Consider the following 16,089-nt stretch of genomic DNA (forward strand, 5'->3'; position numbering starts at 1 on the left):
CGCGCCGCCGTTTGGGGCGGGGCGGTCACCGGCCGATTCCGGAGAGCAGGTGCTCGACCCCGGCCAGCGGCGCGGTGGAGTCGACCATGACACCGTCACGGAGGAACACCACCCGGTCGGCCCAGCCCGCGTGCCGGGCCTCGTGGGTCACCAGCACGCCGGCCGCGCCCGCGTCGACCCGGCGGCGCAGCAGGTGCAACACCGCCTCCCCAGTCTGCGAGTCCAGCGCCCCGGTCGGCTCGTCGGCCAGCACCAGCCGCCGCTCGCCGACCAGCGCCCGCGCGATCGCCACCCGCTGCTGCTGCCCTCCGGACATCTGATCGGGGAAGCGTCCGCCGAGCCCGTCCAGGCCGACCTCCTCCAGCGCCGCCAGGGCCGCCCGCCGGGCCGGCCGTACGCCGACCCCGTCGAGTTCCAGCGGTAGGGCCACGTTCTCGGCGGCGGTGAGGCTGCCGAGCAGGTTCAGATCCTGGAAGACGTAGCCGATCCGGCGACGGCGCAGCCGGGCCAGCCGCCGCCCGTCGAGCGTGCCGAGCGTCTCCCCCTCCACCAGCACCTCCCCGGCGGTCGGCCGGTCCAGCCCACCGGCCAGGGTGAGCAGTGTCGACTTGCCCGAGCCGGAGGGACCCATCACGGCCACCAGCTCGCCCGGTCGTACGGCGAGGCTCACCCCGCGCAGCGCGTGCACGGCGGCCTCCCCACCCCCGTGGGTGCGGTGGACGTCGCGCAGTTCGAGCACCGCGCCGCCGGGGCCGGTCACCGGTGTGCCTCCTCGCCGGCCCGCTCCACCACCTCCGGCGGTGACCCGCTGCGTGCGGTGGGGGCCGCCGGCCGGTGCCGGACCAGGCTGGTCTCGCAGTGGTCGAGCCAGCGGATCTCCGCCTCGGCCTGGAACATCATCGCGTCCAGCACCAGCCGCCAGGGCAGGTCCTCCGGCCGGTCACTGGTGTACTTGAGCCGGGTCAGCTCCTGCAACGTGCGCATGGTCGCGCCACGCTGGGTCTGCACCACCGCCCGCACGTCCACCCCGGGGGTGGTCAGCGCCAGGGCCAGCTTGATGGACAGTTCGTCGCGGGGGCGGTCGTTGCGGCTGATCGGGGTGACGAACCACAGCGCCAGGTCCGCCCGTCCGGCATCGGTGATCTCGTACGGCCGCTGCCCGCCCTCGTGCTCGGGCAGCGAACGGACCAGGCCGTCCCGCTCCAGCCGGTTGAGGGTGGTGTAGACCTGACCGATGTTCAGCGGCCAGGTCGAGCCGGTCGACTCCTCGAACGCGGCCCGGAGCTGGTAGCCGTACATCTGGCCGCGCTCCAGCAGGGCGAGCAGGCCGTGACGGATGGACATGCGACGGAGTATGCATACCCCGTATGCGGACCGCAACCGCAGGGTACGGCCGGTGGGGGTCAGGTGGGACTGCCGGGGAACGGGACGGTCAGTGGGGTCAGGCCCGCGCTGCGCCGCCACCGGGTGGCCCGTACCGCGCAGTCGGTCAGCGCGTTGAGCGCCCGGGTGCGGTCCGCGCCGGTGGTCACCGGCAGCGCCGCCCGCCAGAACGCCCCGGTGCGCTCCTCCACCTGCACGGCCAGCCGCAGCGCGGTGGCCCGGTCGGTGACCGGGAACGGCAGGGCGTAGCCGGCCTGGTCGGCCGGGACCGTCCCCCCGGCGGAGCTGAGCTGGAGCACCAGCGCGTCACGCCGGGACCGGTGGGCCGCCTCGGCGGCGCGGGCCGCCCGCCGGTCGGCGTCGGTGAGGTGCACCCCGATCGGGCCGTAGGCGTAGATCGCGGCGTACTCGGCGGTCAACGCCCCGGCGAGCGCGTCGCCAGGCGTGGCGGGGGCGGTGGAGCGGTTCACTTCAGCGCCTCCAGGTGGGTGGCGCGGGCGGCGGCGATCGCGCCGAGCAGCGCGGCCCGGTCGCCCGGCGCGTCGGCGCACGCCTTCGCCGCGTTGTCCCGGCCCTGCTGCTCGGCCGAGCGCAACGCGGCCAGCACGGCGGCCCGGTCACCCCCGGCGGGAGACGGGTCCGGCGACGCCGCGGCGGAGGGTTCGGGGCGGCCGATCACCCGACGCAGCTCGTCGGCGTGCGCGGTGTGGGCGTCGGCGATCGGGGTGAGCCGGGCGGCGAGCCCCGCGTCGGCGGCGATCGCGGCCCGGTGCCGGTCGGCCAGCGACCGGGCCTCGGCCGCGAGGGGTTCCAGCGGGTCGGGCGGCGGGGGCGGGTCGTCGCGGTCGAGGAGACCGCACCCGGTCAGCGGTACGGCGGCGACGCCGGCCGCCAGGAGCGCGCCGGCCCGCAGCACGGTACGCCGGGACTGCCCCGTTCCGTCGTGGTGCGTCGTTGTTCTGCCCGTGGCCACCGGACAAGTCAACACCATCCCCGCCGTCCGCCGGGCGACCGCCGTCGGTGCGCCGCCGGGGCCGCCGTACCGACGGCGCGTTACGCTCTGCGCAGCCACCGGCGCTGCCGCCCCGGTGGCGTCCCGGCGTGCCGGTCCGACGACCGCCGCCGACCAGGAGAAGGGTGCCCAGATGACGCAGCGTGGCCGTGCCACCAGGCCGACGGCGCCGGCGGGACGCTCCCGCCGCACCGACGGTCCCCGGGGCGGCGACCGTGCCGGCGCATCCCGGGGTGACCTGGCCGCCCGTCGTGACCGGTTGCGCGCGGTGATCGAGCCGGTGGTCGCCGGGGCGGGCTACGACCTGGAGGACGTCTCGGTCTCCCGGGCCGGCCGCCGGCACGTGGTCCGGGTGATCGTGGACGCCGACGGCGGGATCAACCTGGACGCGGTCGCGGTCGTCTCCCGGGCGGTCTCGGCGGCGCTGGACGCGGCCGAGGAGTCCGGCGGGGACATCGTGGCGGGGGAGTACCAGTTGGAGGTCAGCTCCCCCGGGGTGGACCGCCCGCTGACCCTGCCCCGGCACTGGCGGCGCAACGCCGGCCGACTGGTCAAGGTGACCGTCCGGGCCGGGGAGCCCGCCGTGGACCGGCAGGTCACCGGTCGGGTGGTGGCGGCCGACGACGAGCGCGTGGTGCTGGAGACCGAATCCGGTCCGGTGGAGCACCGGTACGCCGAGCTGGGCCCCGGCCGGGTGCAGGTCGAGTTCCACCGCCTCGACGAGATCGACGAGGCGGACGAGATCGACGAGGTCGGCGACGACACCGACGAAGATGACGACGATGATGTGGAGGACGAGGAGAGGTGAACATCGACCTCGCGGCGCTGCGCGCACTGGAGCGCGAGCGGGAGATCCCGTTCGACACGATCCTCGCGGCGATCGAGACCGCGTTGCTGACCGCCTACCGGCACACCGACGGCGCCGAGTCGTACGCCCGGGTGGAGATCGACCGCAAGAACGGCGCCGCCCTGGTCTACGCCCAGGAGCTGGACGACGACGGCAGCGTGGTACGGGAGTGGGACGACACCCCGCACGACTTCGGCCGGATCGCGGCGATGACCGCCAAGCAGGTGATCCTCCAGCGGCTGCGGGAGGCCACCGACGAGGTGCACTTCGGCGAGTACGTCGGCCGCGACGGCGACCTGGTCACCGGCGTGGTGCAGGCGCACGAGGCGCGCAGCGAGAAGGGCATCGTCAGCGTCGACCTGGGCAAGCTGGAGGGCGTGCTGCCGCAGTCCGAGCAGGTGCCCGGCGAGCGGTACACCCACGGCGAGCGGATCCGCTGCGTGGTGGTGCACGTGACCAAGGGGATGCGTGGGCCGCAGATCACCCTGTCCCGCTCGCACCCGGCGCTGGTGAAGAAGCTCTTCGCGCTGGAGGTGCCGGAGATCGCCGACGGCACCGTGGAGATCGGGGCGATCGCCCGTGAGGCAGGTCACCGCACCAAGATCGCCGTCCGGTCCACCGTGCAGGGCGTGAACGCCAAGGGCGCCTGCATCGGGCCGATGGGCCAGCGGGTCCGCGCGGTGATGAGCGAGCTGCACGGCGAGAAGATCGACATCATCGACTGGTCGGACGACCCGGCGACCTTCGTCGGCAACGCGCTCTCGCCGGCCAAGGCGCTGCGGGTCGAGGTGGTCGACCTGGCCACCCGTACGGCCCGGGTGACCGTCCCGGACTTCCAGCTCTCCCTGGCGATCGGCCGGGAGGGGCAGAATGCCCGACTTGCCGCCCGGTTGACCGGTTGGCGGATCGACATCCGGTCCGACGCGGAGCAGCCGGGCACCGGCGGTCGGGGCGGCGGCGAGCACGTCCCGGAGCCGGGCGGAGCGATCTCGGGCGGCTAGGGGTAGACTTCTTCCAGTGGTACGACGCGCGCATCCGGAGCGCACCTGTGTGGGTTGCCGGAAACGTGCGCCGGCCAGCGAACTGCTGCGGATCGTCGCGGTCGGTGACGAGGATGGTCACAGTCTCCGGCCTGATCCGAGCCGCAGTCTGCCGGGTCGGGGAGCGAACATGCACCCGGATCCGGCCTGCTTCGCGCTGGCGGTGCGGCGTCGCGCCTTCGGGCGGGCGCTGCGACTCACCGGGGTCCCCGATCACGGTGCCGTCGCGGAGCACGTCGATGCGTCAACCACTACGTCCGGTCAACCCGATCGGGCGAGGGTCGCTAGCAAGGTAGGACGACCGACATGAGCACACGATGAAGTCCCTGAAATGACCAGGCTTCAAGTGCACGAGTGAGGTCGCTGCGGGTGCTGCCCGCACGACCTCGGAGTGAGGAGTGCAGTGGCAGGTAAGGCCCGCGTACACGAGCTTGCTAAGGAGCTCGGGGTCGAAAGCAAGACAGTGCTCGCCAAGCTGAAGGAAATGGGCGAGTTCGTTAAGTCCGCGTCCAGCACCGTCGAGGCGCCCGTCGCCCGACGCCTGCGTGGCGCATTCGTCGCGTCCGCCGGTGGTTCGTCGGCACCGTCCGCTCCGGCGGCGGCCCCGAGCCCGGCACCGACCCCGACGCCGCCCCCGACCCCGGGTGCCCCCCGGGTCTCGGCCCGACCGATGCCGCCCCGGCGGCCGGCCGCGCCGACCCCTGGACCGAAGCCCAAGGGCCCGGTCCCCGGCCCGCCGCAGCCGGTGACCCCGGTCGCCAAGCCGGCGAGCGCACACGACATCGAGGTGGCCGCCGCCGAGGCGCGCGCCGCCGCGTTGAAGGCCGAGCAGGAGGCCGCGGTCAAGGCCGCCCAGGCCGCCCGGCAGCAGCAGCGGGACAACGTCCGGCGGGAGCCGCCCACCGAGGGTGGCCCGCGTCCGGGTCCGCGTCCCGGCCCCAACGCCGTACCGCCGCGTCCGGGCACCCCGGCCGCTGGCCGGCCCGGTGGTCCCCCGGCGGGCCCCGGTGCCCGTCCCGGTGGTCGTCCGCCGGCGCGCGGTGCCGGTAACAACCCGTTCGGTATCCAGGGTGGCCAGCAGCAGCGGCCCCCGGCGGCCGGCGGCGGCGGTCCCCGGCCGAGCCCGGCCGGCATGCCCCCGCGGCCGAGTCCGGCGTCGATGCCCCCGCGGCCCAGCCCGGCCTCGATGCCGAGCCAGCGGCCCACCACCGGTCGCCCCGGCGGTCCCGGTGGCGGTCGTGGTGGCCCCGGCGGCGGTGCCGGTCGTCCCGGTGGCGGTGGCGGTGGCTTCCGTCCCGGTGGCGGCGGCGGTGGCGGTGGCTTCCGTGGCGGTCCCGGTGGCGGCGGTGGCGCCGGCGGCGGTGGCTACCGTGGTGGCCCCGGTGGCGGCGGTGGCGCTCCCGGCGGTGGTTTCCGTCCGGGTGCCCCGGCCGGTGGCGGTGGTCGTCCCGGTGGTGGCGGTCGTGGCCGTGGCGGCGGTGCCGCGGGTGCCTTCGGGCGTCCGGGTGGCCGGCCGACCCGTGGCCGCAAGTCCAAGAAGCAGCGCAGACAGGAGTTCGACAACCTGTCGGCCCCGACCATGAGCTCGGGTGCGCCCCGGGGTCAGGGTCAGGTCGTCAGGCTCTCCCGTGGCGCCTCGCTGTCGGACTTCGCCGACAAGATCAACGCCAACCCGGGTTCGCTGGTCCAGGAGATGTTCAACCTGGGCGAGATGGTCACCGCGACCCAGTCCTGCTCTGACGAGACCCTGCTGCTGCTCGGTGAGCACCTCGGTTTCGACGTGCAGATCGTCAGCCCGGAGGACGAGGACCGCGAGCTGCTCGCGCAGTTCAACATCGACCTCGACGCCGAGGTCGCGGAGGACCGCCTGGTCAGCCGTGCGCCGGTGGTGACCGTCATGGGTCACGTCGACCACGGTAAGACCAAGCTGCTCGACGCGATCCGTAAGGCGAACGTGGTGGCCGGCGAGGCGGGTGGCATCACCCAGCACATCGGCGCCTACCAGGTCCACGTCCCGCACGAGGGCGAGGACCGCGCGGTGACCTTCATCGACACCCCGGGTCACGAGGCGTTCACCGCCATGCGTGCCCGTGGTGCCCAGGTCACCGACATCGTGGTGCTGGTGGTGGCGGCCGACGACGGCGTCATGCCGCAGACGATCGAGGCGCTCAACCACGCCAAGGCGGCCGAGGTGCCGATCGTGGTCGCGGTCAACAAGGTCGACAAGCCGGAGGCGAACCCCGACAAGGTCCGCCAGCAGCTGACCGAGTACGGCCTGGTCGCCGAGGAGTACGGCGGCGACACCATGTTCGTCAACGTGGCGGCCAAGCCGGGCATCGGCATCGACGAGCTGCTGGAGGCGGTCCTGCTGACCGCCGACGCGTCGCTGGAGCTGACCGCTCCGATCGACGGGCCGGCGCAGGGTGTGGCCATCGAGGCGCACCTGGACAAGGGTCGTGGTGCGGTGGCGACGGTGCTGGTGCAGAAGGGCACCCTGCGGGCGGGCGACTCGATCGTCGCCGGTGGGGCCCACGGCCGGGTCCGCGCCATGCTCGACGAGAACGGCAACCAGGTCGCCGAGGCCGGTCCGGCCCGTCCGGTCCTGGTGCTCGGTCTGACCGCGGTGCCGGGTGCGGGTGACACCTTCCTGGCCGCCGAGGACGACCGCACGGTGCGGCAGATCGCCGAGCAGCGACAGGCACGACGGCGGGCGGCGTCCTTCGCCAACTCCCGTGGCCGGGCCACCCTCGAAACGCTCATGGAGCAGCTCAAGGAGGGCGAGAAGACCTCGCTCAACCTGGTGCTCAAGGGCGACGTCTCCGGTTCCGTGGAGGCCCTCGAGGACGCGCTGTTCAACCTCGACATCCCCGAGGAGGTCCAGCTCAGGATCATCCACCGGGGTGTGGGTGCGATCACCGAGAGTGACGTCATGCTCGCGAGCGCCTCGTCCGAGGCGGTCACGATCATCGGCTTCAACGTGCGGGCCGCCAACAAGGTCCGCGAGATCGCCGACCGCGAGGGCGTGGAGATCCGGTACTACACCGTCATCTACCAGGCCATCGAGGAGATCGACGCCGCGCTCAAGGGGCTGCTCAAGCCGGAGTACGAGGAGGTCGAGCTGGGCACCGCGGAGATCCGCGACGTCTTCCGCTCGTCCAAGATCGGCAACATCTCCGGTTGCATCGTCCGGTCCGGCATCATCCGCCGCAACGCCAAGGCGCGGCTGCTGCGGGACGGGGCGGTCGTGGCGGACAACCTCACGATCAGCTCGCTCAAGCGGTTCAAGGACGACGCGACGGAGGTCCGCGAAGGCTTCGAGTGTGGTCTGACTCTGGGCGGTTTCAACAACGTCCAGGTCGGCGACACCATCGAAACCTTCGAGATGCGGGAGAAGCCGCGCGCCTGATCCGAGGCTGACAACAGTGCTCAAGGGGTTTACGCCATCCGGCGTAAACCCCTTGAGCATGTCCGGGCCGGTTCCGTAACGTCCGTGGCGATGTATACCGGAACCGCACTCTTCGACCTGCTCCTGCCGGGTGACTCCCGCTCGCTCAAGGCGAAGCGCTCCTACGTCCGGCCCATCGTGGCGGCGCTGCGCCGGTTCGAGGTGTCGGCCGCCGAGGTGGGCGCGCTCGACCTGCACGGTCGGGCCGAGATCGGGGTGGCCGTGGTGGCCGCCGAGGCGACCCACGTCCGCGACGTGCTCGACTCCTGCGAACGGCTGGTCGCCGCCCGCCCCGAGGTCGACCTCCTCTCCGTCCGCCGCCACCTCCACACCCCCGAAGACTGACCACCCTCCCCGCCGGCCCCGCTGATCCCGTACACCCTCCCCACCGGCCCCCCGCTGGCGCCCGCCTGCCCTCGTGGACCCCGAGTGTCTTCGTTGACCCCACAGCTCCTCGTTCACCCCTGGGCCCTCGTTGAGCTCGCCTGCCCTCGTTGATCAAGAGGTTTGCGTCAGCCTCGACGGTGATCAAGAGCTTTGCGTCAGCTTTGATCTTCAGGTTGACGCAAACCTCTTGATCAGTTGACGCAAACCTCTTGATCACCGGGGCGGGTTGGGCGGGGCGGGTTGGGCGGGGCGGGGAGTGGGGCGGGAGTGGGGCGGGGTGGGGGCGGGCGGGTGGGGGTGGCGCGCGGGTAGTGTTCGAGGTGTTGGGTGGTTGGTCCCGGCGACGTCCGCGTCGCCGTTCCGGCCGCGGAAGGAACGCCCTGGAGGTGGGGGACATGACTGATCCGGCCAAGGTTCGCCGGCACGCCGAGCGGATTCGCGAACTGGTCGCCTCGGTGGTGCGGAGCCAGATCAAGGACCCCCGGCTCGGGATGATCACCATCACCGACGCCCGGATCACCGCCGACCTGCGCGACGCCACCGTCTTCTACACCGTCCTCGGTGACGCGGCGGCCCAGGCCAGCACCGCCGCCGCGCTGGAGAGTGCCAAGGGCATGCTGCGCAGCACCGTCGGCAAGGCCCTCGGGCTGCGTCACTCGCCCTCGCTGACCTTCGTCCTCGACGACGTGCAGGACCAGGTCAAGCAGATCGACGACCTGCTCGCCCAGGCCCGGCACGCCGACGCCGAGGTGCAGCGGCTGGCCGCCCAGGCCAAGTACGCGGGCGACGCCCAGCCGTACCGGGTCGACGACGAGGACGACGAGGCGGACGACGACGTCAGCACCGACACGTCCGCGACGGACCGGCGGTGACGGCCGCCCCGGGCACGGCCGACGAGCTCCGTACCGGGTCACCGTCCGCGGGCCCCGGCGAGGATGACTGGGCTGCCGCTGTCGCGGCGGTACGTGGCCTGTCGGCCGACGCCCGGGTGCTGCTGATCTGTCACGTCAACCCGGACGGCGACGCGCTGGGCAGCATGCTCGGCTTCGGGCTCGGGCTGCGCCGGCTCGGCGTCCACCGGTTGCAGGCCACCTTCCCGGGGCCGCCCGAGGTGCCGGAGCCGTTCCGTTGGCTGCCGGGCCTCGACCTGCTGGTGCCGGCGGCGGAGGCGTACCCGGACCCGGACCTGGTGGTCTGCTTCGACGCCGCGAGCGAGTCGCGGCTCGGTGACCTGGTCGACCGGCTCGACACCGCCGGCACCTCGATCGTCCTCGACCACCACGCCTCGAACACCGGTTTCGGTGCGGTATGCCTGGTCGACCCGGTGGCGGCGGCGACCTCGGTCGTCGCCGAGCAGTTGCTCTCCCGGCTCGACGTGCCGCTGGACGCCGACATCGCGACGGGTCTCTACGTCGCGCTGACCACCGACACCGGCTCGTTCCGGTTCGCGGCCACCACTCCCGAGGTGCACCGGCTCGCCGCCCGGCTGCTTGCCACCGGCCTGCACCCCGGTGACATCTCCCGTCAGGTCTTCGACACCCGGCCGTTCGGGGCGGTCCGGCTCTTCGGTGAGGTGCTGGGCCGCGCCCGGCTCGAACCGGAGGCCGCCGCCGGTCACGGCCTGGTCTGGACCGACGCCACCCTCGACGACCTGGCCCGGCACGACCAGCAGCCGTACGTGCTGGAGTCGCTGATCGACTCGGTCCGCTGCACCGCGGAAGCGGACGTCGCCTGTGTGCTCAAGCAGGTCGGGCCGGTCGAATGGGCGGTGTCGATGCGCAGCAAGGGTGCCGTCGATGTCAGCGCGGTGGCGGTGGCGTTGGGTGGCGGAGGCCACCGCTTCGCCGCCGGTTTCACCGGATCGGGCGACGCCGAGCAGGTCATCGCCCTGATCAGGGCCGAGTTGGCCGGTGCGCTGACCGGTGGCCCCGCCGATGCCGACGGGTGTCGGTCTTCCCGCACGCGGTGACCCCGGGGAGAATCGGACGATGGAGCAGCCGCACGAGATCACCGTGGACGTCTCCCGCGCCTGGGACAGGCCGGTGGTCACCGTGCCGGTGCTGGCCTGCCTCTCCCTGGTCGGTGGGCAGTTCCCGTCGTTCTCGGCGCAGGCCAACATCTGGACGCTGGGAACCGGCGGTGCGCTGATCTGGCTCGGGCTCGGCAACCGGGTGCAGCGTCGGCCGGCACCGCGTCGGCTGGGCCGGGGCGCCGTCTGGTGGCTGCTCCCGGCGGCACTGTTCGGGGTGCTCGAAGGGGCCACCTTCGTCATGGCGGTCGGCGACGAGTTCCCCACGTTCTCCCGCCTGGCCGATCCGCTGCTGGAGGACGACCTGGTCCGTTCAGCGGCCTGGTTCGCCTGGCTGGCCGCGTTCTGGGGGCTGGTACGGCGATGATGCGGACCCTCGCCATCAGTGGCTTCCTCGCTTCGTTGGTGCTTTTCGCGGTCGTCGAGTGGGCGGCCCGCCGGGCGGGTTCCCGGATCCCCTCCCTGGGCGACATCTGTGCCTACGTGATGCGGTACGAGGTCGGGCCGGTGCCGGTCGGACGGATCGGCGTGTTCGGGTTCTGGTGGTGGCTGGGCTGGCACTTCCTGGCCCGCTGACCGCCTACCTCCCGGCGGGTCCCGGCCGCTGCGGGCCGGGCAGGAGCGGCGGCTAGGGGTCCGGGCCCGGTGCTACCTGTTCGGCTGGGGCTCGGGTCTGGCCGGCGGGTTCGGCCCGGTGTCAGGTGGTTGGTCCGGGCCGGCCTTTCCTCCCTCGTGCGGTGCGTCCGCCCGGCCCGGTTCTGCCGGGTTCGAGCTGCCCGGTCGCACACCTCGTGCGGGTTCGACCCGATTGAGGCTCGTCTTCGGTCGGGGTCGGGCCGGTTCGGCGGTGCCGTTCCGTGGTCGGCGTGTCCTGCTCGATCGGACGGGTCACGGGGGCTCCGGCGGAGTCCGGTTCCTGCGCGGTGCGGGTGTTCGTGCCGCGTCGGTCGGGTCGGGGTGCTCCCGGGGTGCTCGCCAGGCTCGTCCAGATGACGGGAAGAGTGGGCACTATTTGGAAAGTAAACGTTAACTTGGGAGAGGCCGACGTCACGCCGTGACGCAGGTCGCGGGCGGTGGTGCCACACCCGGTGCCGCCTCCCTCCAGGGTCTGACCGACCCGGGCTCACGCTGCCAGGCGAGCCGCTCCGGTGATCCCGGGCTGCCTTCCCGGCGCTCAGCAGGACCGCCCGTCCGGGCCACCTGTTCAGTGGTCCGCACCCTGGAAGGACACACCGCCATGGCGACCAAGCCCAAGACCGAGACCACCGACGAGGCCCGCGAGCAGATGCGCCGCGCGTTGCAGACCTCGATGGACACCCGTCAGTGACCCTGCCCCACCACCGGTGACCCCGCCGCCCGGCTGAGTCGTGACTCAGCCCGGCCCGGTGGTCGTGCTCGGTTCCGCTAGGCCCGGTGCCGTTCGTCCCACCCGGCTCAGCCCCGGGTCGGGGTCCCGGTGTGGCCCGGCTCCACCCCGGCCCAGGTGCGGTCCGGCTCGGCCGTAGCGCCGACTCCGGATCGTCCCGACCCTGGCGTCAGCCGGGTACGGGCCGGTCCAACACCGGCTGCGCTCAGCTCCATCCCCTCCCGGCCCTCGGCCCGGCTCCGGTTGCGCTCGGCTCCACCATGGCCAGGGCCCGACTCTGGCCGCGACCGGTGCCCCAGCAGGGCCAGACTGTTCAACCCACCCGGCCGAACCGTGTTCGACCGGCTCCACCATGCGGTGTCCAGGGTCGCCCGGCTCAGGCCGCGTCCGACCGCAATGATGGGACGACATCCAAAGATCACTCGATCGGTCGGTGCACCCCGCGGTGACCGAAACCGTCCCATCAGCCGGCCGGTCGGGTCCTGGCCAGAGCCGGGCCGCCCGTTGGCCCGCATCCGCCGGGCCGCGCCGGCCGGGGCACCCCCGTCGCGTCCGTCGGGGCGACCGACCGGGGCACCCCCCCCGTTGCCTCCGTCGGGCCGACCGGCCGGGGCACCCCCCGTCGCCTCCGGGCCGCGCCGCCTCCGCCAGCTCGGCCCATGTCAGTCGCGCCCGGCTCGGTCCACGTGAGCCGCGCCGGCTCGGTCCACGCCGGTCGAACCCCGCCGTTCGGGCCAGGGACGCCAGGCCAGGGACGCCAGGCCAGGGACGCCAGGCCAGGGACGCCGGGCCGGGCACGCCGGGCCGGGCACGCCGAGCCGGGGACGCCGGGCAAACCATGCCCCGCAATCCCGCCCCCCGCTGAATCCGCCCGGCCCAGACATTCCGCCTCACCCACTCCATCACCCGGATGCCCGGCCCCTACGGTCGCGTGCGTCGCCGGGTCGTTTCCGTCGACGCCGTTCGGTAAGTGATGCTGACGCTTGCGTTCCTTACCGCAGGCATGCCAGGATCGGCGGCGATGAGCCAGTCCACCGCCACCGCCACCGCCACCGCGCTCGCCTCGCCGCGCCGGATCGCCGCGCTCGCCCTGCCCGCCCTGGTGGTGCTCGCGGCCGAACCGCTCTACGTGCTGGTCGACACCGCCGTCGTGGGGCACCTGGGCCGGGTCCCGCTGGCCGCGCTCGCCGTCGGCGGCACGGTGTTGACGCTCACCGCCTGGCTCGGCACCGTGCTGGCGTACGGCATCACGGGGCGGGCGGCCCGCCGGTTCGGTGCCGGTGACCGGGCTGCGGCGCTGGCCGAGGGCGTCCAGGCGTCCTGGTTGGCGTTCGGGGTGGGCGTGCTGGTGGCCGTCGGCATGCAGGTCGGCGGTGACGCGCTGGCGCGTACCCTCGCCGGTGGTGGTGGCGAGGTGGCCGACACCGCCGGGCAGTGGCTGCGGATCGCGGCCCTGGGCGCGCCCGGCCTGCTGCTGGCCGCCGCCGGCAACGGCTGGCTGCGCGGCATCCAGGACACCCGCCGCCCGCTGCTGTTCGTGCTCGGGCCGAACCTGCTCTCCGCACTGCTCTGCCCCCTGCTGGTCTACCCCGCCGGGCTCGGGGTGACCGGCTCGGCGGTGGCCAACGCGATCGCCCAGACCGTCTCGGGTGCCCTCTTCGTCGGGGCGCTGCTCCGGGAGCGGGTGGGCGTGCGGCCCCGGCCGGCGCTGATCCGCCAGCAGTTGGTGCTCAGCCGGGACCTGCTGATCCGGGGGCTCGCCTTCCAGGCCAGCTTCCTGTCCGCCACCGCCGTCGCCGCCCGGTTCGGCGCCGCCGCCGTGGGGGCCCACCAGATCGCGCTGCAACTGTGGTTCTTCACCGCATTGCTGCTCGACGCGTTGGCGATCGCCGCGCAGGCGTTGATCGGCGCGACACTGGGTGCCGGCGACGCCGCCGGGGCGCGCGCCCTGGCCCGCCGGTTCGCCCTGCTCGGCGGGGTGTGCGGGGTGGCCTTCGCGGTGCTGATCGCCGCCGGGGCCGGCGTCGTGCCGTCCCTGTTCAGCTCGGATCCCGAGGTACGCGGGCAGGCGATGGTGGCGTGGCCCTGGTTCGTGGCGATGCAACCGTTCGCCGGGGTGGTGTTCGCCCTCGACGGTGTGCTCATCGGTGCCGGCGACATCCGCTACCTGCGCAACCTGACCGTGGTCGCGGCGGTCGGCGGCTTCCTGCCGGCGATCTGGCTCTCCCACGCGTTCGACCTCGGTCTGGGCGGCATCTGGGCCGGCCTCACCCTGCTCGTGGTGATCCGGCTCGTCGGCGTGCTGCTGCGACTGCGGTCCGGCAGGTGGGCGGTGGTCGGCGCGGTGCGCTGACCGACGCGCGGCGACCGGTGACGGTTCTCCGGCCGGCCAGCTCCCGTCGTGGACGTCGCCCGTCGGGGCCGGTGCGGTCCGCCGGCGCGCGGTCCGGCCCCGACCAGCTCGGACAACCGCCGGCCGAGGGTACGACGGTGACGCATCCACTCGGGGAGTCCGACCCGGGCACGGTGCCCGGGTGGGGGCGGTGTGGTCATGCCGCTCCTGACGACCGACGAGGCGTCTGCGGGGTGGCACGGCATGGTGCCGTGCGGTGGCGGGCGGGATGGACCCGTCTGGCAGGCTTGGCGGTCGTGAACGGTGACGGTCTGATCGTGGTCGACAAGCCCGGCGGCATGACGTCGCACGACGTGGTGGCGCGCATCCGCCGGTTGGCCCGTACCCGCCGGGTCGGGCACGGCGGCACCCTCGACCCGATGGCGACGGGGGTGCTGGTGATCGGGGTCGGCCGGGCCACCCGGCTGCTGACGTACGTGATCGGGGCGGGCAAGAGCTACACCGCGACGGTCCGGCTCGGCCAGTCCACGGTCACCGACGACGCCGAGGGCGACGTGATCGGGACCACGCCGGCCGGTGCGTTGACCGACGCCGCGATCCGGGCCGCGTTCGTGCCGTTGACCGGCGAGATCGACCAGGTGCCCAGCGCGGTCAGCGCCATCAAGATCAATGGGGAGCGGGCGTACAAGCGGGTCCGGGACGGCGAGCAGGTCGAGCTGCCCGCCCGGCGGGTCACCGTCTCCCGGCTCGACGTGTCGGCGATCCGCCGGGACACCCCGGACGTGGTCGACGTGGACATCGACGTCGACTGCTCGTCGGGGACGTACATCCGGGCGCTGGCCCGGGACGCGGGCCTGGCGCTCGGCGTCGGCGGGCACCTCACCGCGCTGCGGCGGACCGCTGTGGGCAGTTTCACCCTGGCCGAGTCGGCGACCCTCGCGGCGCTGGAGCAGCGCGCGCCCGAGGTGGTCACCCTGCCCCTCGACACGGCCGCCGACAGGTACTTCTCCCGTCGGCAGGCCAGCGCCGACGAAGCGAAGGTGCTCTCCCACGGCGGCCCGCTGGACCCGGTGGGCATCGCCGGACCGTACGCCGTCTTCGGACCGGACGGTGGCCTGATCGCTATCGTCAGCGAGCGGGACGGCCGGGCCCGCGCGGAGATCGTGCTCGCCCCGGCCTGACCGGGCCGCCGGCCGGCGCGGTGGGGACGGGGTGGGCAACGACGGCCGGGACGACCGGCGGCGGGTGGTACGGGTGTGAGCCGGTCAGCGGCGGAGCAGGAAAGGAGCGGCATGCAGCGGTGGCGGGGGTACGAGGCGACGCCCGGTGACTGGGGGCGGTCGGTCGTCACCATCGGCGTCTTCGACGGTGTGCACCGGGGGCACCAGGCGACCATCGGGCACGCCGTGGCGCGGGCCCGTGAGCTGGGCGTACGGTCGGTGGTGGTGACCTTCGACCCGCATCCGGCCGAGGTGGTCCGCCCCGGCGCGCACCCGGCCGTGCTCACCGAGCCCACCCGCAAGGCGGAGCTGATCGAGGCGCTCGGGGTCGACGTGCTGTGTGTGGTGCCGTTCACCGCCGAGCTGTCCCGGCTGCCGGCCGAGGCGTTCGTGCACGACATCCTGGTCGAGCACCTGCACGCGGCGCTGGTCGTGGTGGGGGACAACTTCCGGTTCGGGCACCGGGCCGCCGGGAACGTGGCGCTGCTCGAACAGCTCGGTGGGACCTTCGGCTTCGGGGTGGAGAACGCCCCGCTGGTCGCCGCCGACGGCACGGTCTTCTCCTCGACGTACGTCCGGGCCCGGATCGAGGCCGGGGACGTGGCGGCGGCGACCGTCGTGCTCGGCCGGCCGCACCGGCTGGAAGGGGTGGTGGTGCTGGGCGACCAGCGCGGCCGGGAGCTGGGTTTCCCCACCGCCAACCTGCGCTGCCCGCCGCACGCGGCGGTGCCCGCCGACGGGGTGTACGCCGGCTGGCTGGTGCGCGGGGGCATCGAGCGGCTGCCGGCGGCCATCTCGATCGGCACCAATCCGACGTTCGCCGGCCGGGAGCGCCGGGTCGAGGCGCACGTGCTGGACTTCGCGGGCGATCTGTACGGCGAGCAGGTCGCCCTCGACTTCGCCGCCCACCTGCGTGGCCAGATCCGGTACGACGCGATCGAACCGCTGCTGGTGCAGATGGCCGAGGACGTCGCGCGGACCCGGGTGGCGGTCGGCTGACCGGCCCG

At 73.7% G+C, this 16,089-nt stretch carries 16 protein-coding genes; 12 read left to right on the forward strand and 4 right to left on the reverse strand.

Annotated elements, in window-relative coordinates; genetic code table 11:
- Nucleotides 1-25: 25 nt before the first annotated feature.
- The 4 genes from JQN84_RS03545 to JQN84_RS03560 are packed head-to-tail and all read right to left on the reverse strand — an operon-like array spanning nucleotide 26 to nucleotide 2,356.
- Nucleotides 26-760, reverse strand: coding sequence for an ABC transporter ATP-binding protein (locus JQN84_RS03545; protein WP_204956923.1), 735 nt, complete (start codon nucleotides 758-760; stop codon nucleotides 26-28).
- Nucleotides 757-1,344 (reverse strand): PadR family transcriptional regulator, encoded by a 588-nt coding sequence (locus JQN84_RS03550; RefSeq protein WP_204956924.1) that lies wholly within the window; start codon nucleotides 1,342-1,344, stop codon nucleotides 757-759. Before JQN84_RS03550 ends, JQN84_RS03545 begins: the two co-directional genes overlap by 4 nt.
- A 59-nt stretch (nucleotides 1,345-1,403) precedes the next feature.
- A complete protein-coding gene (locus JQN84_RS03555; protein WP_204956925.1) occupies nucleotides 1,404-1,853 on the reverse strand; it encodes a ferritin-like domain-containing protein in 450 nt (149 codons plus the stop codon).
- Nucleotides 1,850-2,356, reverse strand: coding sequence for a hypothetical protein (locus JQN84_RS03560; RefSeq protein ID WP_372445886.1), 507 nt, complete (start codon nucleotides 2,354-2,356; stop codon nucleotides 1,850-1,852). The genes JQN84_RS03555 and JQN84_RS03560 overlap by 4 nt, the downstream gene beginning before the upstream one ends.
- Nucleotides 2,357-2,528: 172 nt before the next feature.
- Here JQN84_RS03560 and rimP point away from each other — a divergent pair, with 172 nt between their 5' ends.
- The 12 genes from rimP to JQN84_RS03620 all read left to right on the forward strand — a co-directional run bounded on the left by rimP (nucleotide 2,529) and on the right by JQN84_RS03620 (nucleotide 16,081).
- A complete protein-coding gene (rimP, locus tag JQN84_RS03565; RefSeq protein ID WP_204956926.1) occupies nucleotides 2,529-3,203 on the forward strand; it encodes a ribosome maturation factor RimP in 675 nt (224 codons plus the stop codon).
- Nucleotides 3,200-4,243, forward strand: coding sequence for a transcription termination factor NusA (nusA, locus tag JQN84_RS03570; protein WP_204956927.1), 1,044 nt, complete (start codon nucleotides 3,200-3,202; stop codon nucleotides 4,241-4,243). The genes rimP and nusA overlap by 4 nt, the downstream gene beginning before the upstream one ends.
- Before the next feature lie 16 nt (nucleotides 4,244-4,259).
- Complete coding sequence (locus tag JQN84_RS03575) at nucleotides 4,260-4,592, forward strand: YlxR family protein (RefSeq protein WP_204956928.1); 333 nt, start codon at nucleotides 4,260-4,262, stop codon at nucleotides 4,590-4,592.
- 93 nt (nucleotides 4,593-4,685) lie between these two features.
- Nucleotides 4,686-7,688, forward strand: coding sequence for a translation initiation factor IF-2 (gene infB / locus JQN84_RS03580; protein ID WP_204956929.1), 3,003 nt, complete (start codon nucleotides 4,686-4,688; stop codon nucleotides 7,686-7,688).
- 90 nt (nucleotides 7,689-7,778) lie between these two features.
- The gene (locus JQN84_RS03585; protein WP_204956930.1) at nucleotides 7,779-8,072 is read left to right on the forward strand and encodes a DUF503 domain-containing protein; all 294 of its coding nucleotides are present in this window, start codon (nucleotides 7,779-7,781) and stop codon (nucleotides 8,070-8,072) included.
- 437 nt (nucleotides 8,073-8,509) lie between these two features.
- Nucleotides 8,510-8,986, forward strand: coding sequence for a 30S ribosome-binding factor RbfA (gene rbfA, locus JQN84_RS03590; protein ID WP_204956931.1), 477 nt, complete (start codon nucleotides 8,510-8,512; stop codon nucleotides 8,984-8,986).
- The gene (locus JQN84_RS03595; protein ID WP_204956932.1) at nucleotides 8,983-10,083 is read left to right on the forward strand and encodes a DHH family phosphoesterase; all 1,101 of its coding nucleotides are present in this window, start codon (nucleotides 8,983-8,985) and stop codon (nucleotides 10,081-10,083) included. The genes rbfA and JQN84_RS03595 overlap by 4 nt, the downstream gene beginning before the upstream one ends.
- 19 nt (nucleotides 10,084-10,102) lie before the next feature.
- Nucleotides 10,103-10,510: a hypothetical protein gene (locus JQN84_RS03600; RefSeq protein WP_204956933.1), complete on the forward strand. Its 408-nt coding sequence runs from the start codon at nucleotides 10,103-10,105 to the stop codon at nucleotides 10,508-10,510.
- Nucleotides 10,510-10,719: a DUF6186 family protein gene (locus JQN84_RS03605; protein ID WP_204957318.1), complete on the forward strand. Its 210-nt coding sequence runs from the start codon at nucleotides 10,510-10,512 to the stop codon at nucleotides 10,717-10,719. The genes JQN84_RS03600 and JQN84_RS03605 overlap by 1 nt, the downstream gene beginning before the upstream one ends.
- A 1,811-nt stretch (nucleotides 10,720-12,530) precedes the next feature.
- Complete coding sequence (locus JQN84_RS03610) at nucleotides 12,531-13,862, forward strand: MATE family efflux transporter (protein ID WP_204956934.1); 1,332 nt, start codon at nucleotides 12,531-12,533, stop codon at nucleotides 13,860-13,862.
- 296 nt (nucleotides 13,863-14,158) lie between these two features.
- Nucleotides 14,159-15,043 carry a tRNA pseudouridine(55) synthase TruB gene (truB, locus tag JQN84_RS03615; protein WP_204956935.1) on the forward strand — a complete coding sequence of 295 codons (885 nt, stop codon included), beginning with the start codon at nucleotides 14,159-14,161 and terminating at the stop codon, nucleotides 15,041-15,043.
- A gap of 111 nt (nucleotides 15,044-15,154) precedes the next feature.
- Entirely contained in the window at nucleotides 15,155-16,081 is a 927-nt protein-coding gene (locus JQN84_RS03620; protein WP_204956936.1) for a bifunctional riboflavin kinase/FAD synthetase, read from the forward strand.
- Nucleotides 16,082-16,089 lie beyond the last annotated feature (8 nt).

The sequence above is a fragment of the Micromonospora humidisoli genome, from assembly GCF_016900955.1.
GTDB lineage: Bacteria > Actinomycetota > Actinomycetes > Mycobacteriales > Micromonosporaceae > Micromonospora > Micromonospora wenchangensis.

Coding starts and splice junctions, on each gene's coding strand:
- JQN84_RS03550 (WP_204956924.1), bottom strand. CDS start 1,344: ATGTCCATCCGTCACGGCCTGCTCGCCCTGCTGGAGCGCGGCCAGATG.
- rimP (WP_204956926.1), top strand. CDS start 2,529: ATGACGCAGCGTGGCCGTGCCACCAGGCCGACGGCGCCGGCGGGACGC.
- JQN84_RS03585 (WP_204956930.1), top strand. CDS start 7,779: ATGTATACCGGAACCGCACTCTTCGACCTGCTCCTGCCGGGTGACTCC.
- rbfA (WP_204956931.1), top strand. CDS start 8,510: ATGACTGATCCGGCCAAGGTTCGCCGGCACGCCGAGCGGATTCGCGAA.
- JQN84_RS03600 (WP_204956933.1), top strand. CDS start 10,103: ATGGAGCAGCCGCACGAGATCACCGTGGACGTCTCCCGCGCCTGGGAC.
- JQN84_RS03605 (WP_204957318.1), top strand. CDS start 10,510: ATGCGGACCCTCGCCATCAGTGGCTTCCTCGCTTCGTTGGTGCTTTTC.
- JQN84_RS03610 (WP_204956934.1), top strand. CDS start 12,531: ATGAGCCAGTCCACCGCCACCGCCACCGCCACCGCGCTCGCCTCGCCG.
- JQN84_RS03620 (WP_204956936.1), top strand. CDS start 15,155: ATGCAGCGGTGGCGGGGGTACGAGGCGACGCCCGGTGACTGGGGGCGG.